Raw genomic sequence first — 24,136 nt, forward strand, 5'->3', positions numbered from 1 at the left:
AGTACCAGCATTAAGTTTAATGATAACGAGGAATCGGTTCATTGGCTAATCACAATTTGGCAATAATCGTCATAACTAAATGTGATATCTTGTTAAAATGACCAATGTAAAATAGCCGTGGCAATCCACCAAGTTAGTCCGCCACCAATTAAGATACCAATTATGGCACCCAATAACCAACCTAACCATTGATGTTTTTGTTGCTGGTTTGGGACGGGTTGATGACGTAAGTAAGCTTTAATTTGTCGAAACGTTTTTAAGTGTAACTGATTACTCAGGTGAATGAAATAACCAGTTAGTATGAGCCCAATGGTTGTCACAGCGGCAATTGCCATGACTGTTGGAATCATCGGTAACCAGCGAAGACTGATAAACAGGGCATAAATTAGGATGAGCGTGATTAGTATACCGGTAATCAATAATTTAAGATGATGCTTTTCTGTTTGTGTTTGCATGATGATTAAATCGGCTTTGACGAGATCGTTCACTGTGACGTGATAGAGACTAGCTAATAGAATGAGACTTTGAATATCAGGGTAAGTCCGGCCGTTCTCCCAATTGGAAATGTTTTGCCGGGAAATGAATAACTTATCAGCAACCTCTGTTTATGTGAGGTGCTGCTGTTTACGATAGGCGACTAGCGTAGTTTGTAATTTAAGTGGGGTCATCAGATTGTCCTCCTTTCTGGTACTTAGCATGGCATAAAGGCACACAACTGTCTGTCAAATGTCTTGGTCAAAACGTGATCGTCAAGGAAAAAGTTAGCTTTGATATAGTCATTGTATAATACAAGTCACTGTCAGAATAGGTCAACCTTGTTTGGCAAATTTGTTAGCTGGCTATTTAGTCCAAAAGTTAAGATTTTGCATATAGCAAGTTGACATTAAGTGTCTTTTCCCGTAGTCTATGATTTACAGAAATGAGGTGACACGATGAATTACAAACAAATTCTAGTGTGTGTCGCAGTAGATGGAAAAGGACGTTTTTCCGCAAATTAAATTTTTAGGAGAATTTAAATGAAAAACGTCCAAAAACAAGTTCCATCATTACTATTAATTATCACTTTAGTGGGATTCCCACAAATTAGTGAATCAATCTTTACACCAGTTTTGCCGGCATTAAGCCGTGCTTTACAAGTCAGTGCCAGTCAGATTCAATTGACGATGAGCAGTTACTTCGTGGCTTTTGCCATCGGGGTACTTGTCTGGGGTCAGTTGGCCGATTATTGGGGGCGCCGTCCAGCCTTATTAGCCGGAATTAGCATCTACTTAATTGGTAATATCGGGCTATTTGCTAGTACCAATTTCTTGTGGTTAATCAGTTTTCGTCTTGTCCAAGCTTTTGGGGCGAGTGCTGGTTCAGTGGTGACGCAAACGATCATGCGCGAAAGCTTTAGTGGCGTTACTGGCGCTAAAATTTTTGCCAAGACCAGTGCGGCTATGGCGTTATCGCCAGCACTTGGACCGTTGATCGGTGGTCTGGTGCAATCTTGGCTAGGTTATCGCCACGTCTTTAGCACGTTAATTGGTTTGGCAGTCGTGGTGTTGATGTATTGTGGGTGGCGATTACCGGAAACCCTTGAGTTGACGGTACTAACGTCGCGTCCACGACAAAGCGCTGTCTTGCGTCGTCTAGGACACGATCCGATTGTCTGGGTCTATGGTGGCTTGATTGGTGGTATTAATGGGATTTTGTTTAGTTATTATGCTGAAGCGCCGTTTATTTTTGAAACGCACTTTGGTTTTACCGCCTGGCAATATGGGTTGCTAGGTTTAGTTTTAGCTGCGGCGAGTTTGCTAGGGGCATTGATGGTGACGCAACTGTTGAATCACTATCGGCCGGAACAACTGGTGTTGGCAGGTTTAGGACTGAGCGTACTTGCAAGTGTTGGCTTAATCGTGGTGGCCGGTTTGAATCAAGCCGGTTGGATGCTTGTCTTCATTTTTTTGGCATTTCTAGGGCTAAATATAACGTTACCAAATGCGCTGAATCGGGCGCTAGTTGGTTATGAAGCGATTATGGGTAGTGCAAGTGGTTGGTTTAGTCTAGCGTATTACTTGTTGGTCAGTGTGTTGACCTACTTAATGAGTTGGTTGCACCACGGATCGATTGTGACGCTACCAAGTTATCTATTGGCTATTAGCTTAGCCATGCTAGGTGCATATTATTGGTTAATGAAAGTTAAACTTAATTAACAGCATAAAAGGCGATGACTTTTTGGTCATCGCCTTTTAACTATTCTCAGAAATTGGCTTTAATCCAGCAGGGACAATCATGACATCGGTTTCCATGACGCTAAATTTTGCCCACATCAACGTGTTGATCCGTTGGGTTAATTGATAGATTTGGTTGGCCGTCATATTGCCGTCAACGGCAATAATGACGCTTAACATGATTAAGCTACCATCATAATGCGCTTTCAGGAAAGTGACTTGAACGACTGGTGGAAGCGTCTCAATTTTTTCTTGATATTGGGCTTCCAAGTAAGGATCAAAATAGTCAACCAGGTTTAAACTACTGGTGCTAAAAATACCGATACCAGAATGAAGAATATAGATCCCTAAAGCAATACTTGTCAGGCTATCTAACCAGGTCACTTTTAGTAACGTGGTGCCTAAGACCGTTAATACGGTGACCAGACTCGTTAAGGCATCGCTAAATGTATCACGGCTAGCTGCAATCAACGCGGCATTGTTTAGTTTGCGACTCCAGTAGTGATTAAACCCCCATAAAATAAAGAGCACCATCCCAGAAATGCCGGCACCGATACCGGCAATCGGCAACGTTGTCTTGATAGTTGTGGGATTGAGTAGCGTGAGTAGACCGCTACCGATAATTTCGATTGCGATCGCAATCATGACCACACCAGCGATCAAGGTATAAACCGTTTCAAAGCGAAAACGTGACTGTTGAATTCGTGGTCCTAATGAGGCCTGTTCGGCTGGCGAAATTGGGGCACCCATGAGGTCATCGTCGTGAGTTTTAGTGGCGATAAATAAGCCGGTTAGTAAGAGCCCGGTGCTAATAATACCGGATAAATTGTTGAACGCATCGGCACGCAATGTTTGTGAGTGACCGATGTTTGCGTAGAGATATTCAACTAAGAATAATCCTAGATAAACGATGACATTGCCCCATAAATGATGGCGCGCCGCCCGTAAGTTTTTAATGACTTGTTGCTGTACTGTGTGCCAATCGTGTGTTGGTGGCATGGTCATCACTTCCCAAAGTAAGCATAGGAGATTCAAAGTTAGATGCCTACTGATGATACTCATTGAGACGTCAAAATTCTTGAATTTTACAATTAAGTAGCTTCGATCACTTTACAAAACTAAAACGTCGATCAATAGTCGTTGCCAAATGGCAAACACGATTGATCGACGTTTGTTAGGTCATTATTATTAAATTAACACCAGTGACTTAATCGCGTCACGATTCGTCATCGCTTGATAAGCGGCATTGATTTCTGATAACTGGAATTGTTTCGTGAATACTTTACCGGGATGAATATCACCATCTAAAACGGCTTTTAGTAGAAGTTGTTTGTCATAGGTAGTCACTGAAGCGGGACCACCAGCAATGATGATGTTGTTATAAAATGAAGCGGTCATGTCCATTTTTGGTTCATGTGGCAAGCCCACGCGGCCGACAATGGCACCGGGACGAGCAACGTTCATGGCCGTTTCGTTTGATAATTCGGTCCCAACACATTCAAGAACGGCATCAGCACCTGCGCCATTCGTTAAGTCTTGGACCCGTTTAACGGCTTCGTCGCCACGTTCAGCGACAATATCTGTCGCGCCAAATTCAAGCGCTAATTGTTGCCGATCTTCATGGCGACTCATGGCAATAATGCGTTTGGCACCGCGCATTTTAGCTGCAATCACACCGCAAAGACCGACGGCACCGTCACCAACCACGACAACCGTATCGCCGGTTTTAACGTTAGCTACGCGTGCAGCATGATAACCGGTTGCCATGACATCGGCTAAGCTTAATAACGAGTTAAGCATGGCATCGCTGTAATCACTTGGTTGACCAGGAACTTTAATCAGCGCCCATTCGCCATGTTGGAACCGGACATATTCAGCTTGAACCCCGTTGCTAAAGTTGTCTTGATGATTTTGACAGTCGCCATCAAAACCGGCGAGACAAGCTGGACAGTGACCGCAACCATGGGTGAAAGGCGCAATAACGAAATCACCGGGAACCACAGTAGTAATTGCTGAACCAACTGAGTCAACGATCCCGATTGCTTCATGCCCCGCATTTTCTGAATGTGGGGCTTTTTCTTCTAGACCACGATATGACCAGAGATCAGACCCACAAACACAAGTTCTGACGACATGAATAATGACATCGTCATCGGCTTGAATTGTTGGTTTGTCGATATCTTCTAGAGCCACTTGACCAGGTTTTACAAATACCGTACTTTTCATAATTAATGTCTCCTTTTAGGCTAATCGGTTTAGAAATAGTTGTCACTAAATTTAAGTATAAATAAAACTCGATTTAATTACTAATACCTATTATGAATGGGCTGATATAGGTAGATGACATATCAATTCTATGCTTTTTGACTATATAAGAGCATTTACTATAAGCATTTTACATTGATTGTTAGTGATCTTAAACTAGCTTCATGCTATTAAGCCAGTCCGTATTAGCCACAACTACTAATGATCAATATCACTGTCGTCAATAAGAACATGGGGAGGAAAAATAATGGATGTAATTCTTAAACGAGCATTGGCTGGAGATGAAGTTGATTTTCAATCGCTGGAATATCAAGTTATTCCTAAGATTGCCAATGAAAATACAAAATTTTTAATTCAATTAAATACTCGTTATCATACCGATAGTGAGATTACACAGCTGATGAGTCAAATTACACGACAAAAGGTGTCACCAACAACTGCGATCAAGCCGCCATTCAATACTGATTTTGGTGCCCATATTTATCTAGGTCAGCATGTGTTTATCAATCGCAATGCGATGTTTGTTGATCTCGGGGGTATTTATATTGGTGATCGAGTATTGATTGGGCCAAATGTCACTTTAGTCTCGGTCAATCATGAAGAAAATCCAGCATCTCGTCGAAATTTACATTGTGCATCGGTTCATATTGGTAAGGGCGCTTGGTTAGGTGCTAACGTGACGGTTTTACCAGGCGTCACGATTGGCGAAAATGCCATCATTGGCGCCGGAGCGATTGTTACTAAAGATGTCCCAGCCAATATGGTGGTGGTTGGGACACCGGCTAAGGTTATTCGTGGTATTAAAGAATCGTGAACCTAAATTGATAAAAAATCCTGTCGATGATAAAGTCGACAGGATTTTGTTATGGCAATGGTTGATTAATATCAGCTGACAATTGTTTTAAGAACGCTTCTGCTGCGGCCGAATGGCGTTGACCATGATGCCAAACAAGACTGGTGCTGGCCGTTAATCTTGGAGCAAATGGGACAAAGGTTAAGTCAGATTGATTGGTATTGACAATTCCATCAATACACAGGGCACTTCCCACGCCAGCAGCGACCATCAGGGACGCGTTATAAAGCAAATTGTATGTTGCCACAACATTCATTTTGGTGGCGCTGCCGCCTAGCCAATCGTTTAAGAGTTCAGTCATACCATGTTGACTAGAAATAATCAGCTTTTCATGCGCTAAATCGGTTAAGTCGACATGATCTTTAGTCGCTAACGGCGAGTGATTGGTAACGAGGAGTCCCCAACGACTTTCACCAGGCAACCGCATGAAATCATAACCGGTTTTGTCACCGGGTTCCATGACGATCCCGAAATCATAATAGCCGGATTTGATGTTAGTTCGAATTTGATCAGCATTCGTGCTAATGATATCGGTTTGAATATGTGGATAGTGTTTTTGTAGCTCATTAATGGTTTGTGCAATCGTTAAGAAGCTGCATGCTTCGGCGCTACCAATGACAATATTGCCACTAATATCTTGTTCTTCATGAATATTGGCTAGCGTCTTATCGGTTAGCGCTAAAATTTGATTCACTTGATTGGCGAAATAGTCACCGCTATCAGTTAATTGAATGTTGCGGCTACCACGTTCGAATAAAACGATGCCTAATTCAGTTTCTAAATCATGTAATTGTCGTGAGATGGTTGGTTGTGACACATGCAACCGTAGCGCAGCTCGACTAATATTTCGCTCCTGGACGACTGCTTGAAAATAGCGTAATACTCGTAATTCCATTTAAGTCACTCCTATATTTAATCCGTATACTTAATGATTTAATCTAAGCATTAGACATGAATAGTGTCAACCCTTATGCTAGATATTGTTAAGTTAAACGAGGAGGTCTTTAAAGTGGTGAATAGTCATGTTACAAAGCATTGGCAAACGGAACAGTTAAAAGCTTTTGCTACGGCTGATGATTTCCGCGTGTCGCCATTTTATAGCGATGGGAAGACTTATGGCACGCCAACCTGGATTTGGTCGGTCGTTGTGGATGGTCGATTATATGTACGGGCTTGGAACGGGCTGAACTCTCGTTGGCATCGTTCGGCGGTTAAGCAGCGAGCTGGACGGATGTATTTGGCGGGAGCTAATTATGACATCGGTTTTGTAGCTGTCGATAGCGGTCGTTTAAATACCGAGATTGACCGGGCCTATCAACGCAAATATGCGACTAGCCCGTATTTAACAGCAATGATTCAGGCAGGGCCTAAAGCGTCAACCTTAGAGATCGTCCCAAGATAAGAAAGGAACTTAAAAATGAAAAAAATCATGATTATTGGTGCCAATGGTGGTACCGCTCGAATTTTAATTGAACGATTGCTAGCGGAAACAACAGATAAGCTGGTTTTATTCTTGCGGCAAGCGAATCGATTAGCTCAATATGAAACTAATCCACGGGTGACCTTAGTGGATGGCAATGTTTTAGATACAGCAGCATTACGGTTAGCGATGCAAGGCGTTGATGTGGTTTATTCCAATGTCGGTGGGACCGATTTGGGACAACAAACGCAAAGCATTTTGACAGCAATGCACGAAGCTAACCAGACGCGCTTAATTTTTATCAGTGCGTTAGGTGCCCACCATGAAGTTCCCGGAAAGTTTGGCAACTGGAACGAACAAGCGATTGCGGCCTTTTTGCCAGGATTCCGTGAAGCAGCGAAATTACTAGCAGCTTCCGATATTGTCTATACGGAGTTACGCCCGGCTTGGTTGACGGATCAACCTGAAATTGATTATGAGACGACTAATTTAGATGAACCATTTAAAGGTACGGAAGTTTCGCGGGCCAGTGTGGCTGATTATGCTTTTAAGCTGATCGAAAATCCCAAATTAGCTGAACGGGCTAGTGTTGGGTTGAATAGGCCTAATACGGATGGTGACAAACCTAGCTGGTTTTAGGAAATAAGATCAGTCTTGTTCAAATCGAGACGTTAAATTGATATTGGACCAAGTTGTTAGTTCTTTTTCACTTGCCTTGCTTTATACTTGAGACTAAGCAAGGGGGCTGAACGAATGTTAGGAATTGTCAGATCCAAACGACTGTTGGGATTTGTTTATGGGATCTTAATCATTGGGTTGTACGCAAACGCGACCCATGCAGCTGGCGCGATTGAAATGATTGCCACCGCTGAGGTTTTAAGTTGGCTTATCATCGCCGGATTACAGCTTCAGTTGAAACAATCATTAGCGGCACCAATTAAACGTCAATTATATCGGTTAAAGTTTACGTATGCGCCGATTTTAGGGTACTTCTTCTTTCAGAATCCGCTTACGCCACGGGCATTTAGTTATGTGGATGTGATCATTTTAGCCTTTTTGATCTTGGTGACGTTATGGGGTTATCAATGTTTAAAAGGTCGCCAAGATTTTAACTAGCTTAGGGTTACCATTTTTTAACTGGCTACCATAGCGATATCAGCAGTCATATAATAATCGTTAAAAATAAAATACTTGCTTGTTTCGAATTAAATTGATCCACCACGATTGAATTTTATGTTCAAACATGGTGGATCACTTTGTATCTAAAAAATTTGTTGAGAGATTGTTCATGCGCGAAATAAAGGTCGCAATGATATCAGTTTTGGTTATTGCCATTGCCGTCAAATCTGTTGAAAATATTCGGCTGGTAAATATTGTTCAAATGGTTGATGATATAGTGATCGTCGTCTTTATTACCGATGTATTTCATCTGATAGTAGGTAGCGTATCGACATCAAAAATCAGTTTAATATTTAAGTTGTTAGCAAAAATCACCAAGTCTCTAAGTGTTTGGGCTGATAAAATGTTGTCAGATGCAGTGTTGCCAAGGTTAGTGGATTGGTAACTGAGATGTTCGTCGTCAGCCAAGTAAAGATCAACATGGTTCATTTCTTACCGCCGTATTTTACTTACAGATAAATACGTAATCTGATTGTTTTGAAAGTGGAAGTATATAACCATCTAGTATGGTTATATAAATAATTTAATAAATCGGAGGAGCGTTTATGAAAGCTTTTACTAAGGCTATGGGGATAGCTTTGCTACTAACAATGGTAGCTGGGAGTGTTTTTGTTTGTTCAACCACACAGATTGCATTTGCGGACACCACAAATAGTAGTGTAACGGCCGATGACAGCATTGATACTTGGATGCCAGATAAGGCGTTACAAAAGACGGTTTATGATGCTTTACATGATTTGAGTCAGTCGGCAAATACTAATGGTGGTTATGACACAACTGAAATTAGTCAAATAACACCTGTTATGTTAGCCGATCTTCGCTATTTGCATGTCAATACGACTGATATTACTGACTTATCTGGTTTGCAATACGCTACAGGATTAATTCAAGCAGATTTCAGTGGTAACACAATCACAAAAGTACCAGACAAGATGCCTGGTACTACTGATAGTCTGTACTCGTTAGGCTTAGGTAACTATGCCTTAACTGCCGATAGTCCAGACTGGGTATTATCGTCAAAAGTTAATTTCACAAATACCACTAAGACATATACTGACCTTAATTATGGTTTTGCTGGGCAATCGATTAGTGGGACATATACCTTAAAAGAGAGTCAGTTGAAGTATAGTGATGATAAAACCAGCGCAACAATTCCATTTAGTGTATTCTTCAAAGGATTCAAACAATCGGACGGCACTTATGCGGATGCAACACCGACAGTTAGTATCAAGTATTCAAGTACGGATGACTTAAAACCAGTAGTAAACACGGATAAGAAGCAAATTGAATTGGATTTAAGTAAGATAACAGCTGCTACCACTGTTCAAATTCAATTTTCGGTTAATGCGTCAACGTCAGGTGCGTCATATGCGACCTGGAATACATTGAAGTTTAATGTTCCCGAACCGGATAAGACTGTCACAGATCCGATGGACGAGATTTCACCATCCGAAGTAGGTAATATTACTCAATTGAGTAAGGATAACAGCAATGTTGTTTCTAGTAAGGTTGATGCCTTAGAAAACTACATGAAGAATACAATGATGACTGATACTGGTATTTATTCTGGATATATGACGGAAGCTGAAAAGGCAGATGCCGATACGGATTCGGACATGTTTAATCAGATTACCGAATCATCAGGCTTGTATCTGGAAATATTAGCGATGCAAGGGGATGCAACGGCTTTTGATAACTATTATGCTCAGGTTAAAAAAACGTTCTCAAATGATGATGGCTCATTTTACTGGATGTACAACACCCGGACTAAAGATCGCAAACCGGGTAATGCCTCATTAGATGATTTACGGATTATGCGTGCATTGACCATGATGCAAGCTAAGTCACCTTCGGACGCTCGGGCGGTCGAAATTAAAAAACTAACGGCCGGCTTCAAAAAGTATTCATTATTAGACGGCAAGATGATTGATGGAACTAGCTTTACTGATGGAACCAAAGAACCAGCCATTCGTCTTAGCTACTTGGATATGCAAGAATTGAAATATATTTATGGTATCGGCGGTTGGAGTCAAGCTGACTATGATGCTCAATTAAAAACACTTAAGGGTGGCTATTTGGGTGATGATTTCCCCTGGTATCAAACTTATTACTATTATGGTGATATGAATGGTTACAAGAAGGGTGAATACTCAACGTTGCCAGAAGCTAAGGGTGAGGTTAACGCTATTGATAGTCTGCTAGTTATTTTGCATCTAGCACAAATTGGTCAGGCTAAGCCCGCAAGCATTAGTTGGGTAAAGGCCCATGTACATGATCGAACGCTTTACAATAACTACTACACCGACGGAACACCAGTCGAAAAGAACTCGGCTGCATCGTCATATGCGATTGCTGCAATGATCGCTTCAACGGTGGGTGACAAAGATATGTATAACGATTGTGTTCAAGACTTAAATGATTCGCAAGTCGGTGAAGGTTACGGTGACTTTTCAGGTTGTTTAGGTGATATTCCAAGCAAAAAATCAGCAACTTACAATAATTTAACCGGATTATTGTCGTATTACTATTAGATTTGATTAGCACGATAATTTTAATGAAAAGTTGATCGATAGTAGATCAGCTTTTTTTATTTCAATAAATTTACTATTAATAATTAAAATTATGTAAACTAGATTTATAAAGTGTTAATCTTTGACGACACCAACCAACCCAAAAGTGAAAAGATGACATTTGTCATATCATAATCGTGACAAAGGCAACTGTAGTCACCGCAATGATCCTGATAGACTTAAGTTATTCCAAAAGGGGGTCGTTAACATGGCAGCATTGATTGAAGCTAACGATATTGAATTCAGTTATGGTAAACAGGCAGTCTTAAAAGGTCTGTCACTCACGATTAAGCAGGGGGAAATTATTGGGTTAATTGGTGAAAATGGCGCCGGTAAAACGACGCTACTTAACTTATTATTAGGCGTGCATCCCATTCAACAAGGCCAACTCACGGTATTTGGTCAACAACCGGGAACAACGGCGACACATCAACGGATTGGGTCAATGTTACAAGGTGATTTAGTTTTACGTGGCGTGACGGTCAAAGACCTACTAACCTTAGCTGCGGCTCGTTATGATCAAGCCGTTGCACCGGTTGAATTAATGGCTACGCTAGATTTAACAAAATTGGCCAATCAAAAAATAGCCACGTTATCTGGTGGTCAACAACGTCGAGTCACTTTTGCGTTAGCCCTAATTGGCAATCCGGATTTGCTGTTTTTAGATGAACCGACTGTCGCCATGGATACCAATGCCCAACAAGCGTTTTGGCAACGAATTAAAAAGTTGAAGGCCCAAGGCAAAACGGTGATTATTACCAGTCACTATTTGCCCGAGATTCAAAACGTGGCCGACCGGATTTTATTATTACAAGGCGGGCAACTCATTTTTCAGGGCACTTTCCAAGCATTACAACAGCAATATCAACAAGTCGAAATTACGTGTCAAACGGAATTGCCAGCAACCACATTTACGGATTTACCAGGCGTGACTGCGGTGAGCCAAGACGTTCAGACAGTACACATCAGTAGTGAAGATGGTGATGCCACTATAGGCGCACTAACACCATTTCTATCACAATTACATCAAGTCACCGTTAGTCGAGAATCATTAGCCGATATCTTCGTTCATTTAACCAAGGGGGTCATCGCATGAATGCACAATTAGTTTTTGACGGTAAACGTTTAATTTTACGTAACTTTTCATTTCAATTTTTCTCCATTTTAATGCCAGCTGGCTTTTACTTATTATTCACTAAGGTGATGACTTCAGGCACTGTCCCGGCCAGTTTCAACGCGCAGTACATGGGGAGTATGATCGTTTATAGCGGCACAATTAGCGCGATATTCGGGTTGGCAGCGATGCTCTTACATGATCGCGAAGAAGGGTTACTGCAGTGGCTGCAACTTATGCCCGGTGGCTTGAAAGCTTATTATGGGTCAATTGGTTTTTGGACTTTAGTGATGAATGCCATATCAGTCCTCGTTATGGGAATCTTGGCGGTAGTCGTTAATCAAGTGAACCTCAGTATTTGGCAGTGGTTAGGCGTGTTATTATCGGCGTTGATTGGTCAACTCCCGGTTATTTTATTAGGGGTGATGCTGTCATTCTTAAATCGAGCTGAAACGTTAAGTGTCATTAGTAACCTCGTGACGTTTCCAATGGCGATCATTAGTGGCTTGTGGTGGCCGATGAGCATACTTCCAAGTTGGCTTCGACCAATCGGTAAAACAATGCCAACTTATTTTGTGAACGATTTGTTGGGCCAAATTACGACTCATGGTACACTAAAAGCAACAGATATCATGGGAATTGGGGCGTGGATCATCGGTTTAGCGTTGGTCGCGCTTGTGGTGACGCAACAATTGCTCAAACGGGGGAATGGGGTTGTCAAAGCATAAATGGTGGACACAATTTAAGAATATCGAATGGACCAGTTATATTTGGCTAGGGTACTTACCATATTCAATTTCAATGTTCGTCCCAGTCAAAGGCATTCAAGATTGGTTTTGGCTGGGGATGTTGGCAGTATTCTTAGTGTTATATATCTTAGTGGTGGAAAAAGGAGCTTGGCGGCGAGTAACGGTACCACTAGAATTATTAGTGACGGGCTTGTTTTCGGTCATTGGATTAAATAACTATTTGATAATCTATCCCGGCTGGCAAGTCAGCTTTATTTTAGGCAAACAGTCACCAAAACGTTATTTTTACTGGTTCATTAGTGGGTACTATGCGTTTATTGGGATTAGCCTAATTCGCGCTTATCTCGTTGATCCACAACTGTTTTCTTGGCAAAATGGCGGCGTGATGGGACTGATTTTTCCTTTAATCTCGCCACTTATGTCGTATACATTTGCTCGTTCAATCGCGCGTCAACGACAATTACGTCAATCGAATCGGCGACTACAAACGTATATTCAACGAAATGAACGTGAACGAATTGCGCGCGATTTACATGATACATTGGGACAAAGTTTCTCAATGATTACATTAAAAACTGAGTTAGCGCAAAAACTACTAGTTAAAGCGCCAGATCGGGTGGCCGGTGAATTGGCAGATATTGCGCAGACGAGTCGCCAAAACTTACAGTTAGTGCGCTCAATTGTCAATGATTTGCATCGGCAATCGATTAGTGAAGCGTTGCTAATTGAAAATCAAAATTTAGTGAGTGCGGGTGTTGGTCTCAATACGTCTGGCGAAGACTTAGCGGTTAAGTGGCCAACTGCGACGCAAGGCCTTTTAAGCGCGGTTTTAGTTGAGGCGATAACCAATGTGATTCGACATGCGCAGGCTAATTCAGTTCAAATCACTTTTAGCGAAACGAAAACGACTTATCAAGTCCAACTGACCGATGATGGTCGTGGTGGCAAGCTAAGTCGACCAGGCTCTAATGGTATTCAGGGCATGCAAACCCGGATGAACCAAGCCAACGGGATGTTTGACATCACAGCCAATCATCGTGGCACCCAAATTCAATTAAGCTTACCAAAGGAGGTGTAAAGTGATGATCACGTTATATTTAGCAGAAGATCAAAGCATGTTAAATTCGGCGTTAACCCAATTACTGGAATTGGAGGACGATTTGCATGTCGTCGGTTCAGCCAGCGATGGCGTGACCGCTTGGACGGAAATTCAACAGCTGCAGCCGCAAGTCGCGATTTTAGACATTGAAATGCCAGCCTTGTTAGGGCTAGATGTGGCTGATCGGATTAAGGCCGCTGGTCTAACGACTAAAGTGATTATTTTAACCACCTTTGCGCAAAAAGCTTACTTTGAACGCGCGGTTGCAGCTCAGGTAGCGGGGTATTTGCTAAAAGACAGCCCTAGCGATGATTTAATTGAGGCAATTCGTAAGGTCATGCAGGGCCAAACCGTTTATGCGCCTGAACTTGTCGTCAATATGTTGTCAGCTAATAATAATCCGTTGACGGAACGTGAGTTGGCCGTTTTAGCCGAAGCGGATAAGGGGCTACCAACCAAAACGATTGCGGCCAATCTATTCTTATCAGCTGGAACGGTGCGTAATTATTTGTCGGCGATTTTTAGCAAGCTTGGTGTACACAATCGATTAGAGGCCATTAAGTTGGCGAAACAAAACAAGTGGTTAGTTTAACCCAAGATAAAAGGGACTTGCAGCTTGAACTTGCAAGTCCCTTTTTAGTTATTCGGTTGGTTTTGCAACATGTTTTAGTGCGGTTTGAGCCAAATGTGGGGCGGTTGGCGGTGTTAAAAAGAGTGGTACGGTTTCTTCTAATACATCGCTAAACTCTAAGCCATACCAAGTGGCTTGCGATGCCGTTAAACGTTGTAAAAAGATGCGTCCAGCGATTAAACCGCGTTGCCACCAACGCACGTGAGGCGCCAAACTCAACGTCGTGGCTTTTTGATTGGTGAGTACAAACTTAAAATCACCAACTTGTCGCTTTTTCAACGTTGTATAGTGCGGATATTGGGGATTGATGGCTTTAGCGGCCAATAAATCAGTAACAATTTGCCGGAGATACTGACTAATCGGCTGAGCTTGTTTGAAGCCCAGTCGTAGTTGAACGTTGACAATATTGCGAGTACCCATCATATCAACGGTATAACTAGCCTCATCGGGTTCATCCGTTTCGGTAATTGAAATGAACCAGTAGACTTGGGCTCGTTTCGGTCGCTTATCTAAAATCGAATATAAGATGGTTCGTTTAACCTGGTAATCCGGGCTAACCTTAGTGATATAAACCAAGTTAGTTGCGGTTAATGGTTGAGTTTCATCGGCACTTAATGCCATCAGTTGCTTGCGGTAGTCGCGCAAATTGAGATGTTCACTCCCTAGACTAAGCCGCTCACGATAACGATTGCCCCAATACCAGGTCAACATGAGAAGCAAGATCAAGATGGTTAATATTACAGTGAAGTAGCCACCATGCATGAATTTAGTCAGACTAGCAATTAAGAAGACCATTTCGATACTCCCAAAGATAACAACAACTAAGAGTGCCAGCCAGTGATTGGCACGCCATTTGATATATTCGAAGAGTAATGCGGTCGTCATCAGCATTGTCAAAGTAATCGCTAACCCGTAGGCAGCTTCCATGTGATGTGACGTTTGGAATAACCAAACAATCGCTAAGGTGCCTGCACACAAGAGCCAATTGACCGTTGGTATATACAATTGACTTTTAATGCGACTCGGGTGATTAATTCGCAAGCGTGGCAATACTTTCAGACCGATCGCTTCGTTAACCAAGGTAAAGGAGCCGGTGATTAAAGCTTGTGAGGCAATCACCGCAGCAATGGTTGCCAGGATGGTCGCCGGTAATTGCCAAGCAGTCGGTAGCATCGCGAAAAATGGGTTTAAATTCGTTGCATTTTGATAAGCCGGATTTTGGTAGTGCGTTAATAACCAAGCGCCTTGACCAAGGTAGTTTAGCATTAAGGCTAAATAAATGAAGGGCCAGGTCCAGTAAATATTGATGCGACCCACATGGCCCATATCGGAGTATAAAGCTTCGGCCCCAGTGGTGGCTAGAAAGATACTACCTAGAATAAAGATCCCCATTTTGTTAGTTGGACTCACTAATAGTTGCCATGCATACGTAGGAGATAAGGCGCGTAATAAGTCCCAATGTCCATTTAGATTAATCAAGCCAGTAATGGCGATAAAACTAAACCAAATGAGCATGAGTGGTCCAAAGGCGTGCCCAATCAAGGCGGTACCAAAGCGTTGGCTCATGAATAATAGCAGCAAAATTACGGTAACGGCTAATAAGACAATCAGTTGATCATCGCTGAATTGCCACGACCCAATCCGTAGTCCCTTTAGGCCTTCAACTGCGGAAGTGACAGTCACAGCCGGTGTTAAGGTCCCATCAGCTAAGAGCGCGGCACCACCGATTAAAGCGGGTATCAACGCCCATTTTGCCCGTTTACGAATGAGGGCATACAAGGCCAAAATGCCACCTTCATGATGATTGTCGGCGCGCATCGCAATTAAGATATATTTAATCGTCGTCATCAACATTAATGTCCAAAAAATGAGTGAAATGCTCCCATAAATGTACGTTGGGGTTAATTGGCCTAAACGCCCGGCATCACCAAGCAATGCTTGCATGACGTACAGTGGTGAAGTTCCAATATCGCCGTAAACAATACCAATGGTAATGAGCATGCCAGCAATGGCTGGACGGGAACGATTCTGCCTGATTGATGTTGTCAAAATGTCGCACCTCCAATGACACTAAGTATTTGAAATGTATTATCCTTTAAATAAGCGTTTTCGACTACTAATATGCGCTAATTTTGAGGTGATTTTAGTAGGCAAGTTGCAAGATTAACAGTATGATGGAAATAATCAATAAAGGATTGGGGATTTGGGGATGAAACGATGGTTAACCTGGCCAGTTTTTTATGAACTGACCGAAATTTATACAGCGCCACTGAACTTGATGTGGTTTGTGTTAGGCGCAGCGATTGCACAACTTTATGTTGGGGTCGTTAATTGGCTCAATGTCGGGTTGTGCTTAGTAACGGTATTTATCTTTGATTTGGCGGTTAATGTATCTGACAACTATTATGATTATCAGCACGCCCATGATCGGACGGGGTATGCGCAAAAGACGAATCCATTAGGTCGGCTTAAGCTACCAGTTCGTGGGGTGGCTTATCTTGCACTTGGGTTATACATGATCGCGTTGTTGCCAGGGTTATGGCTAGTTGCTCGGACGGGCTGGCTAGTCGCAGTCCTTGGCATTATTGGCTATTTAATTGGGATTTTTTATACGGCAGGTCCACGGCCGATTAATGCCACGCCATTTTGCGAAACCGTCGTGGCGTTAGCGATTGCCTTTTTAATTCAACTGACTTGTGTGGTCGTTTCAACCTATGGTCAGCACCCGTTAACTTGGTCACTGGTCGGCCATACCTTTTTATTGTGTTTGCCATTGATCTTAATTTTCTTTACATTACAGTTAGCGAATAATATTGCGGATCGCGATGAAGACATTTTGAATCATCGGTATACGTTGGCTTATTATTTAGGGTCAGCTGGTGGTCGGCGGTTAATGAAGGCTTTTTTGATTATTGGTGGATTGTGGCCAGTCATCAATGTCATTTTAGGACTAGCCCCAACGTTGACAGTTTGGGTCGTGATGTTATTACCATTTATCTGGCGGGGCATGCGGCCGTTTTTCAAAGCGCCTGATAAAAAGACAACCTTTATGACGACGGTTAAAAGTGCGACCTTGTTCTTTTTGGCTTACCCAATTTTATTCGCTTTAGCAGCGTGGCTTTGATCAGGAATGATGAATTGAAGGGTGAATAGTTGCTGAAATCGCTAACTTTATTTACACTAACGGTATCAAAAATAAGGTGGGTGTTACGAATGCAATATACACAAACAAAAGCAATTCTGAACCAACTTGTCGCGGATCTGAGCCAGATGGCCATGGTCATTCACCAAACACATTGGTATATGCGTGGGCCTAACTTTTTGAAACTGCATCCGTTAATGGATGATTATATGGATGAAATTAATGACCAATTAGATGTGATTTCAGAACGGTTGATTACCTTAGATGGATCGCCTTATTCAACGCTTACAGAAATGGCGACACACACCGGGATCGCGGATGAGCCGGGCGATTGGAATTTGACGATCACAGAACGATTTGAACGACTAATCAGTGCCTATCGTTATTTGGCCGATGTTTACCAACAGGGCATTACGGTTGCGGATACGGAAAATGATTTAAGCACGCAAGATCTATTTATCGGGTTCAAACGTGATCTCGAAAAGCGGATCTGGATGTTACGGGCTGAATTGAATCAAGCGCCTGATATTGACGACTAATTGAAAAAATTGCCACCAACTTGGTTAAATAACCAGTTGGTGGCAATTTTGTTAGTCATCAAACGTTTGCGTTGTTTTTTCAGTAGTGACGCGATTACGTCCCTGTTGTTTAGCTTGATAAAGCGCCTTATCAACTCGATTTAACCAAGTATTGAAATCAGGATCGGTTGGTTGTAATGCTGTAATTCCCATCGAAACGGTAATGTTCAATGACTGACCGTCAACCACTAATGGTGTCTGGCGACCGTATTGCACAATGGAAACCATAATCTTTTGAACGTCACTAGCGGTTAGCCCCCGGAATAAAATGACGAATTCTTCACCACCATATCGGAATAGTTGCCCATGACTAGTTACTTTGAGTAAACGCTGTTCAAAAAGATGAGTAATGTGTTTTAACACTTGATCACCGGTTAAATGGCCATATTGATCGTTAAACTGCTTAAAATGATCAATATCAAACATGACCACGGTAACGGGTAATTGCCGAGTCTGATAAAAGTCAAAGACTGATGCACTAATACTATCAAAATTAGCACGATTTCGAATCCCCGTTAGTTCATCATAGTTCGCTTGTTGATCAAGATGAACCAAATGATCGATAAAGGCAGTGAGACGTTTGACCAACCAATGAATGAACCACATGTAAGCTGAAAACATGACAAGATCATTGAACAAGTACCATAGTGGAAACGGCTTGATGGTCCAGACGATTAACCACCAGGCGCCTCCGTAAACCAGTTGCAAGATAAAGTACTACCAGGCAGAGTTGAAAATATCGTTTTGATGATGACTGAAGTAAAGCACTGCACCAGCCAAAACCAAACTCATTGCTAAAAACACCTCAAGATGACTAATCCCATTTCCTAAATAAATATTTTGACCATAAATAAAGAATGGCATTAAGACATTAAGGATATTAATTGCCCGGTATCGAAAAGTATATAGGCTAAATAACATAATTGTCATTTGTGCAGTGACGTAAGCCCAACCAACGCCAATGTCGGCGTTTAATAACAAATACATCTGGCGCAACAGTAGCATACTTAGTAGAATACAAAATACTTCAATGCCGTGGATTAAAGCCGTCCAACGAATCCGCTGAACGGGTAAGTAATGCAAACCGGTCATAATGGTGATTAAGCCAATGGTAATCAGAGCCATAACTAAGGCTTGTAGATTAAAAACGTTGGTTACTAGGGATAACCAGATTGCAGCTAAATCCATATATATAATCACTTCCAAAGCGTTAAATAGAAAACAATTTAATTATATAATATTTAAGCCCTTAATGGAATGCAATGCGTAAATTTGTTTGAACCATTGAATTAAACATAAAATTAAAATACAAAACACTTTACTTACAAAAAGTAAGTGATATACTAAATTTATAAACTTAAACAAAGATAGGAAGTTGATCATTTATGACGACACAATTCACAGCTTTACAACAACAACGCCGGACCATCTATGCATTAGGTAAGTCAGTTAACCAATCTAACGCTGAAATCGTGGATTTAATTGAATCCGCAGTTAAGTTGGCACCATCGGCTTTCAATAACCAAACAACCCGCGCCGTGATTTTATTTAATCAATATCACGACCAATTATGGGACATGACGGCTGATCGGTTGAAGTCTGAAGTGCCGACTGAAGCAGCTTACCAAAAGACGGTTGAAAAGTTGAACAGCTTTAAAGCTGGTTATGGGACGATCTTGTACTTTACGGATACGTCAATTGTTAAGCAAAATGAAGTAGACTTCCCATTATATGCAGCTAACTTTGCCGATTGGGCCGAACAAGCACAAGGCAATGCGCAATACAGTGTTTGGACTAGCTTAGCTGAAAATAAACTTGGTGCAAGCTTACAACATTACAATCCATTGATTGATGACCAAGTTGCTAAGACCTTTGATATTCCAGCAAACTGGAAGTTACGGGCACAAATGCCATTTGGGTCAATTGAAGCCGAAGCCGGGGATAAAGAGTTCATGGCTGATGCTGATCGTTTCAAGATTTTTGAATAAATTAACTTAAGCCGCGTTAGACTGAAAAGTCTTGCGCGGCTTTTTAACATTTGTAATACACAAGCAATAAAGTAATAATTGAAATTTACTGAGTTGACCCACATTTCCCCGGACTTGCTCGCTATGGTTAAAAGACCAATTATCGTTCATTCTTGACGGTAACAAGCTTTAGTTTTGGGGCTAAACCATCAAATGAGTATGCTAAAAACAATTTGGTGAATCGATAGTTTATGCTGTAAAAAGGTTGTAAATGGATTGATAACTGATTGTGTCAGGATTTCAATACTTCACCGTTATCATAGACCTTGTGGTATTAATTCAAGGGTCCAAGGAAAGGTGAAGTGATTGTGAAAATTAATAAAAAGTGGGGCTGGCTACTAGCGGCGCTAGGGTGCCTGCTAACGTTTGGTCTGACGACAACTAAGGCGAACGCGGCCGTGCCAGATATTTCTGAATGGCAAGGTAAGTTGACTAGTACGCAAGTTAAAAATTTGAAGTCGCAAGCCGATTTTGTGATTAACCGCGTCCAATACGGCACGAGTTATGAAGATCTGTATCATACCAATAATGAAAACTTGTATGTGAAGTATGGTGTACCATTCGGGTCATATGACTATTCAACCTTTACGAGTACGGCCACAGCCAAAACAGATGCGAAAACCTTTTATCAACGGTCAAACAAAAATACGAAGTTTTACGTGTTAGATTTTGAATCGACATCAATGAGTAGTAGCACGGCTAATGCCGCCGTTAAGGCCTGGTATAACGAGATGCGATCATTAACCAATAAGAAATTAATTTTTTATTCTTATCAAAGTTTTGCAACCACTTATGCCAATACTGCGCGTCAGAGTTTTGATGGGCAATGGATTGCGAACTACTCTTATAAGCCAACAATTACATATTCTTTGTGGCAATATACAGATAGCTATTATTTGTCTTCACTTGGTAAATATGTCGATAATTCTTTATATAGTTCGAGTTCGGTGTCAACCTATCATCCATTGAGTTGGTGGTTAGGAACGAGTGCAACCACATATGCCTATAGTAGCTACAGTGTAAGCCAGCATGCTTATCTTTATAAGGTCGCTAGCAAGTATTACGATGGCACCACGATCCCATCATCAGCCAAACAAAAGATTTATAAGATTACGGCAGTTAAATCGGTGACGACTGGTAAATCAAAACAATTGGTTTACTTGTCCGGTTTGAATAAATGGGTGAAGTCGCAAGATGTTGCCGGTTATTGGATTGGTCAACATGGCGCATTCAAATTACGTAAAAAAGCCAATGTTTATAGCGATGTTAAGTTAACTAAGAAGACTGGGAAGTCTTATAAAAAGGGCACGCAATTAACTGGTAAAGTGGTTAAATCTGGGAATTTATATCGGATTAAAGTTAGTGGTGGTTACATCACAGCGCAAGTCCAGATTTCAAACCATGCCTATTACGAATCAGTGCCAAGTAGTAAGCAAGTTAAGACGTCTAAGACCCTTTACAAGTATCGCAAGACGAGCTTCAAGAAAGCCAATCGAGCCACAAAGGTTAAAACGGGCACGACATTGACCGTTACTAAGAATGGCAAACGGTCATCTGGGTCGCGTTATTACAAGACGAGTGATGGCTATTACATCACGGCGTTGCACAATTATGTTAAAACAAAATAGTTAAAACTAGTGGCGCTATCTCTAATGAGATGGCGCCACTTTTGATGTTTGCTATAGCCAAACGCTTGTTTTTTTGTGAAATTGACACCATACGTAAGTTAACAGTTGACGAATAATAATGATTAGGCCACCAATGATGACGGGTGCGCTAAAAATAGTAAGCATACTAATCCCTAATTTAACGGTTGTCGTCGCGATTGTTGCTAAGTGAATGACCACTAAATAGATTATCAAATTACTAATAATGGCTGGCAAGCTGAAACATATCCCCATTAACCAAGCTTCCAAACGATGGACTTGATGTAATTCGGTGATTGTTAGCCCAATGATTTGTAGTTGGTAGTCATCAGTCATCGGTTGTTCGGCCGTTAAAAGGCTCAAAGTTAGGATGTTGGCTGATACAATAATTGCGGGGGCCCCAACATAAACAATTAAAGATAAGACCGCATTAGCAATATCGATCGGCTAGTCTGTGACGAATCCAAATAAGGAATCCCACATGCCGACAAAGACAGTTTGCAGAATCAACCCGGGTACGATTAGTATTGCAATTTCAGGTAAATGTTGCCGTAATTGTCGGAAAGCGAGAGTTGCAAAGACATGTCGTTTCAAAGGTACAACTCAATATAATAATGTTAATCCAAGTTTTAAAGCAGTAGTACCTAGTAAGGCTTGGATCAACACCAGGTTGAAAAAAACTTGGATTAAGGAACTACCAGCCACATCAACCGGTTGAGGTGGTAGTCTGTAAAGTTGCCAGCCTAAATTGAGGAGTATTAAAACGGCTAATAGTTGGCGTAAAATGGGCCACCATTTATTTGGTCGTATTGCTTGATGTTGCAAGATACGTCGTGCTTGCCAATAACCACCAAGCCAGCCTAATCCGATTAACAGTCCTAACGTCAGACCGCCGACGATTAATGAAGGTGGAAATGGGACACTAGGTAGCCAATTAGAGCCAATAATTTGTTGTAGTTGTAAGTAACAAAAAGGGACACTAAAGGTTGCTAATAACCAGCCAATTAAAGCTCCGATGCTGGATAATAATGCGATTTGAGTTGCCAATAATTGAGCCAATTGGTTTGGTGTGGCACCTAAGACGGCCCATAATCGATACTCATTTTGAAACTTTGTTAGTATGATTTGAATTAAGCCTTTTAGAACTAGAACCAGCGTGATTCCACCAAAAACTAAGGGCATCATAAATAACGGGGTCGGATCGTGATGAGCGGCCAGTAATTGAGGCAAAGCTTGTTGGAGATCGACAATTCCAGTTAAGCAAAACGCGATTAACCAACCAGCCAAAATGAATAGGCCAAGTGCGAGACACCACGTTGTCCAGTTGCGGCGAAATTGTTGCCAACTAAGGGTTAACATGAGGCCACCTCCCAATGATCTGCTAGGGCTGGCACTAATTGCGCCATTGTCGGGTGATCAAATATCGTAGTGATCCGACCGTCTTTCAAGACAATCGCGCAATCAGTTTGCGCAGCCAATTCAAGGTCATGCGTCACCATCACGACACAAGTTCCAGCAGTAGTTAGCGCTTTCAAATTGTTAAAAACCATTTGCCGAGATTGCGCATCGAGGGCGCCAGTTGGTTCGTCAGCGAAGATTAAACGCGTATTAACTAATAAGGCGCGGGCAATGGCCACTTTTTGTTGTTCGCCACCAGAAAGTGTATTGGGATACTGGTTGAGCTTGGCGGTTAAGTGGACTTGAGCGAGTAACTGGTTTAATTGATTTTGATCGACTGGTCGTTTGGCTAGGCGTAATGGTAAAACTAAATTGTCATAAACGGTTAGCGCTGGTAGAAGATTGTATTGTTGAAAAAGAAAGCTCACCGTTGTTCGTCTTAACTTTGCCAATTTGGCTGGTTTCATTGTGGTTAAGGCTTCTTGCCCTAACCAAACGTTGCCGCTGGTTAAAGAATCTAGACCGGAAAGACAACGTAGTAGGGTCGTTTTACCAGAACCAGAAGGACCGACAATTGATAAGAATTCACCGGCGTTAGCGGTTAAATTAATATCATGCAATAAGGTTCGTGGTGGTGTGGTCGCAAGTGTTTTATTAAGGTGTTGTGCCACTAATAAGTTAGTCATGTGTTTGATCCTCCGTTTTTGAATGTACGGTCACTGGATAATAAATGGTTTGCCAGCTATATCGATAATAGGCTTTTAGGATGCGACCTAAATAACACGTGAGTTTCCAAAAAATCGGACTCACAATGACGGCAGTTAGACACGTTCCGAGACTGGCTAATAAACGCCACCAAGTAAAACTTTGATCAGCGATAGCTTGCAACCGACAGCTAGTGGCGCAACTAGACTAGCCAACGTTAATCCCCAAATACTTATGAAGATCGGAATTAAGGCAAATGATAGGACGATAAAGATCCCACCATTAAAAATGAGATTACTGAGTAAAGCCATCCAATTAAATTGTTTCTTGACGACAATTGTCTCACCAAAGAAATAGGCTGGCTCAACCTCTAAAAGTTTGGCTAAATCTTGTAACGCGGTGATTGGTGGTAAATGTTGCCCATTCTCCCAGCGAGCGACAGTTTGTTGTGTGACGAAAAGCGCTTCAGCAACTTGTGCTTGCGTGAGATGTTTAGCCAGGCGTTGTTGTTTAATTCGTTGACTGATTATTTGTGACATGGAACTTG

The 24,136-nt window shown here is 41.8% G+C and carries 27 protein-coding genes and 1 pseudogene; 15 read left to right on the top strand and 13 right to left on the bottom strand.

All coding sequences use genetic code 11. The features are described 5' to 3' along the window. Positions 1 to 92 precede the first annotated feature (92 nt). Positions 93 to 455, bottom strand: coding sequence for a hypothetical protein (locus tag FFM84_RS02125; protein WP_225424680.1), 363 nt, complete (start codon positions 453 to 455; stop codon positions 93 to 95). A 36-nt stretch (positions 456 to 491) separates the two neighbouring features. After that, positions 492 to 590: pseudogene (locus FFM84_RS16450) on the bottom strand (helix-turn-helix domain-containing protein); the annotation flags it as partial. A gap of 426 nt (positions 591 to 1,016) precedes the next feature. On the opposite strand from FFM84_RS16450, the gene FFM84_RS02130 reads away from it, so the two are divergent. Next, positions 1,017 to 2,195 carry a multidrug effflux MFS transporter gene (locus tag FFM84_RS02130; RefSeq protein WP_130843641.1) on the top strand — a complete coding sequence of 393 codons (1,179 nt, stop codon included), beginning with the start codon at positions 1,017 to 1,019 and terminating at the stop codon, positions 2,193 to 2,195. 36 nt (positions 2,196 to 2,231) lie between these two features. Here FFM84_RS02130 and FFM84_RS02135 read toward each other — a convergent pair whose 3' ends face one another. Both FFM84_RS02135 and FFM84_RS02140 read right to left on the bottom strand, forming a co-directional pair. Then, positions 2,232 to 3,212: a cation diffusion facilitator family transporter gene (locus FFM84_RS02135; RefSeq protein ID WP_225425229.1), complete on the bottom strand. Its 981-nt coding sequence runs from the start codon at positions 3,210 to 3,212 to the stop codon at positions 2,232 to 2,234. A gap of 189 nt (positions 3,213 to 3,401) precedes the next feature. Next, entirely contained in the window at positions 3,402 to 4,439 is a 1,038-nt protein-coding gene (locus FFM84_RS02140; protein ID WP_130843639.1) for a zinc-binding dehydrogenase, read from the bottom strand. A gap of 286 nt (positions 4,440 to 4,725) precedes the next feature. Here FFM84_RS02140 and FFM84_RS02145 point away from each other — a divergent pair, with 286 nt between their 5' ends. Further along, positions 4,726 to 5,292, top strand: coding sequence for a sugar O-acetyltransferase (locus tag FFM84_RS02145; protein ID WP_130843638.1), 567 nt, complete (start codon positions 4,726 to 4,728; stop codon positions 5,290 to 5,292). Positions 5,293 to 5,341: 49 nt separating this feature from the next. Here FFM84_RS02145 and FFM84_RS02150 read toward each other — a convergent pair whose 3' ends face one another. Next, positions 5,342 to 6,226 carry a LysR family transcriptional regulator gene (locus tag FFM84_RS02150; RefSeq protein WP_130843637.1) on the bottom strand — a complete coding sequence of 295 codons (885 nt, stop codon included), beginning with the start codon at positions 6,224 to 6,226 and terminating at the stop codon, positions 5,342 to 5,344. 75 nt (positions 6,227 to 6,301) lie between these two features. Here FFM84_RS02150 and FFM84_RS02155 point away from each other — a divergent pair, with 75 nt between their 5' ends. The 9 genes from FFM84_RS02155 to FFM84_RS02195 all read left to right on the top strand — a co-directional run bounded on the left by FFM84_RS02155 (position 6,302) and on the right by FFM84_RS02195 (position 14,054). Beyond that, the gene (locus FFM84_RS02155; RefSeq protein WP_130843636.1) at positions 6,302 to 6,733 is read left to right on the top strand and encodes a DUF2255 family protein; all 432 of its coding nucleotides are present in this window, start codon (positions 6,302 to 6,304) and stop codon (positions 6,731 to 6,733) included. 15 nt (positions 6,734 to 6,748) lie between these two features. Further along, a complete protein-coding gene (locus FFM84_RS02160) occupies positions 6,749 to 7,390 on the top strand; it encodes an NAD(P)H-binding protein (RefSeq protein WP_130843635.1) in 642 nt (213 codons plus the stop codon). 114 nt (positions 7,391 to 7,504) lie between these two features. Next, a complete protein-coding gene (locus FFM84_RS02165; RefSeq protein WP_130843634.1) occupies positions 7,505 to 7,867 on the top strand; it encodes a hypothetical protein in 363 nt (120 codons plus the stop codon). Positions 7,868 to 8,039: 172 nt separating this feature from the next. Beyond that, on the top strand, positions 8,040 to 8,315 hold the full coding sequence (locus FFM84_RS02170) for a hypothetical protein (RefSeq protein WP_130847281.1): 276 nt from the start codon (positions 8,040 to 8,042) through the stop codon (positions 8,313 to 8,315). Between the two features lie 160 nt (positions 8,316 to 8,475). Further along, the gene (locus tag FFM84_RS02175) at positions 8,476 to 10,461 is read left to right on the top strand and encodes a hypothetical protein (protein WP_130843632.1); all 1,986 of its coding nucleotides are present in this window, start codon (positions 8,476 to 8,478) and stop codon (positions 10,459 to 10,461) included. A gap of 247 nt (positions 10,462 to 10,708) precedes the next feature. Then, positions 10,709 to 11,596: an ABC transporter ATP-binding protein gene (locus FFM84_RS02180; RefSeq protein ID WP_130843631.1), complete on the top strand. Its 888-nt coding sequence runs from the start codon at positions 10,709 to 10,711 to the stop codon at positions 11,594 to 11,596. Then, the gene (locus tag FFM84_RS02185) at positions 11,593 to 12,342 is read left to right on the top strand and encodes an ABC transporter permease (RefSeq protein ID WP_130843630.1); all 750 of its coding nucleotides are present in this window, start codon (positions 11,593 to 11,595) and stop codon (positions 12,340 to 12,342) included. The genes FFM84_RS02180 and FFM84_RS02185 overlap by 4 nt, the downstream gene beginning before the upstream one ends. Further along, positions 12,329 to 13,441: a sensor histidine kinase gene (locus FFM84_RS02190; RefSeq protein ID WP_371852211.1), complete on the top strand. Its 1,113-nt coding sequence runs from the start codon at positions 12,329 to 12,331 to the stop codon at positions 13,439 to 13,441. Before FFM84_RS02185 ends, FFM84_RS02190 begins: the two co-directional genes overlap by 14 nt. Before the next feature lie 4 nt (positions 13,442 to 13,445). Then, on the top strand, positions 13,446 to 14,054 hold the full coding sequence (locus FFM84_RS02195) for a response regulator transcription factor (RefSeq protein WP_130843628.1): 609 nt from the start codon (positions 13,446 to 13,448) through the stop codon (positions 14,052 to 14,054). 48 nt (positions 14,055 to 14,102) lie between these two features. Here the strand turns inward: FFM84_RS02195 and FFM84_RS02200 are convergent, their stop codons facing one another. Continuing rightward, positions 14,103 to 16,130, bottom strand: a complete 2,028-nt coding sequence (locus FFM84_RS02200) for a KUP/HAK/KT family potassium transporter (protein ID WP_174795750.1) — start codon at positions 16,128 to 16,130, stop codon at positions 14,103 to 14,105. A gap of 172 nt (positions 16,131 to 16,302) precedes the next feature. Between FFM84_RS02200 and FFM84_RS02205 the strand changes: the two genes are divergently transcribed. Together FFM84_RS02205 and FFM84_RS02210 are read left to right on the top strand one after the other, a co-directional pair. Continuing rightward, positions 16,303 to 17,217, top strand: coding sequence for a prenyltransferase (locus tag FFM84_RS02205; RefSeq protein WP_130843627.1), 915 nt, complete (start codon positions 16,303 to 16,305; stop codon positions 17,215 to 17,217). Between the two features lie 89 nt (positions 17,218 to 17,306). Further along, on the top strand, positions 17,307 to 17,774 hold the full coding sequence (locus FFM84_RS02210; RefSeq protein WP_130843626.1) for a Dps family protein: 468 nt from the start codon (positions 17,307 to 17,309) through the stop codon (positions 17,772 to 17,774). A gap of 51 nt (positions 17,775 to 17,825) precedes the next feature. Here the strand turns inward: FFM84_RS02210 and FFM84_RS02215 are convergent, their stop codons facing one another. Both FFM84_RS02215 and FFM84_RS02220 read right to left on the bottom strand, forming a co-directional pair. Then, positions 17,826 to 18,521 carry a GGDEF domain-containing protein gene (locus FFM84_RS02215; RefSeq protein WP_130843625.1) on the bottom strand — a complete coding sequence of 232 codons (696 nt, stop codon included), beginning with the start codon at positions 18,519 to 18,521 and terminating at the stop codon, positions 17,826 to 17,828. Between the two features lie 9 nt (positions 18,522 to 18,530). Beyond that, the gene (locus FFM84_RS02220) at positions 18,531 to 19,001 is read right to left on the bottom strand and encodes a hypothetical protein (protein WP_130843624.1); all 471 of its coding nucleotides are present in this window, start codon (positions 18,999 to 19,001) and stop codon (positions 18,531 to 18,533) included. Between the two features lie 197 nt (positions 19,002 to 19,198). Between FFM84_RS02220 and FFM84_RS02225 the strand changes: the two genes are divergently transcribed. Together FFM84_RS02225 and FFM84_RS02230 are read left to right on the top strand one after the other, a co-directional pair. Further along, positions 19,199 to 19,801, top strand: coding sequence for a nitroreductase family protein (locus tag FFM84_RS02225; RefSeq protein WP_130843623.1), 603 nt, complete (start codon positions 19,199 to 19,201; stop codon positions 19,799 to 19,801). A gap of 347 nt (positions 19,802 to 20,148) precedes the next feature. Next, the gene (locus FFM84_RS02230; protein WP_130843622.1) at positions 20,149 to 21,468 is read left to right on the top strand and encodes a DUF5776 domain-containing protein; all 1,320 of its coding nucleotides are present in this window, start codon (positions 20,149 to 20,151) and stop codon (positions 21,466 to 21,468) included. A gap of 51 nt (positions 21,469 to 21,519) precedes the next feature. On the opposite strand, the gene FFM84_RS02235 is transcribed toward FFM84_RS02230, so the two are convergent. The 5 genes from FFM84_RS02235 to FFM84_RS02250 form a co-directional block, all read right to left on the bottom strand. Next, the gene (locus tag FFM84_RS02235) at positions 21,520 to 21,822 is read right to left on the bottom strand and encodes a hypothetical protein (protein WP_130847273.1); all 303 of its coding nucleotides are present in this window, start codon (positions 21,820 to 21,822) and stop codon (positions 21,520 to 21,522) included. 111 nt (positions 21,823 to 21,933) lie between these two features. After that, positions 21,934 to 22,080: a hypothetical protein gene (locus FFM84_RS16045; protein ID WP_170179869.1), complete on the bottom strand. Its 147-nt coding sequence runs from the start codon at positions 22,078 to 22,080 to the stop codon at positions 21,934 to 21,936. Between the two features lie 9 nt (positions 22,081 to 22,089). After that, a complete protein-coding gene (locus FFM84_RS02240; protein WP_130843620.1) occupies positions 22,090 to 22,845 on the bottom strand; it encodes an FtsX-like permease family protein in 756 nt (251 codons plus the stop codon). Beyond that, complete coding sequence (locus tag FFM84_RS02245) at positions 22,839 to 23,570, bottom strand: ABC transporter ATP-binding protein (RefSeq protein ID WP_130843619.1); 732 nt, start codon at positions 23,568 to 23,570, stop codon at positions 22,839 to 22,841. The genes FFM84_RS02240 and FFM84_RS02245 overlap by 7 nt, the downstream gene beginning before the upstream one ends. 156 nt (positions 23,571 to 23,726) lie before the next feature. Next, on the bottom strand, positions 23,727 to 24,128 hold the full coding sequence (locus FFM84_RS02250; protein WP_165444373.1) for a helix-turn-helix domain-containing protein: 402 nt from the start codon (positions 24,126 to 24,128) through the stop codon (positions 23,727 to 23,729). Positions 24,129 to 24,136 lie beyond the last annotated feature (8 nt).

The organism is Lactiplantibacillus mudanjiangensis (genome assembly GCF_005405385.1).
Lineage (GTDB): Bacteria > Bacillota > Bacilli > Lactobacillales > Lactobacillaceae > Lactiplantibacillus > Lactiplantibacillus mudanjiangensis.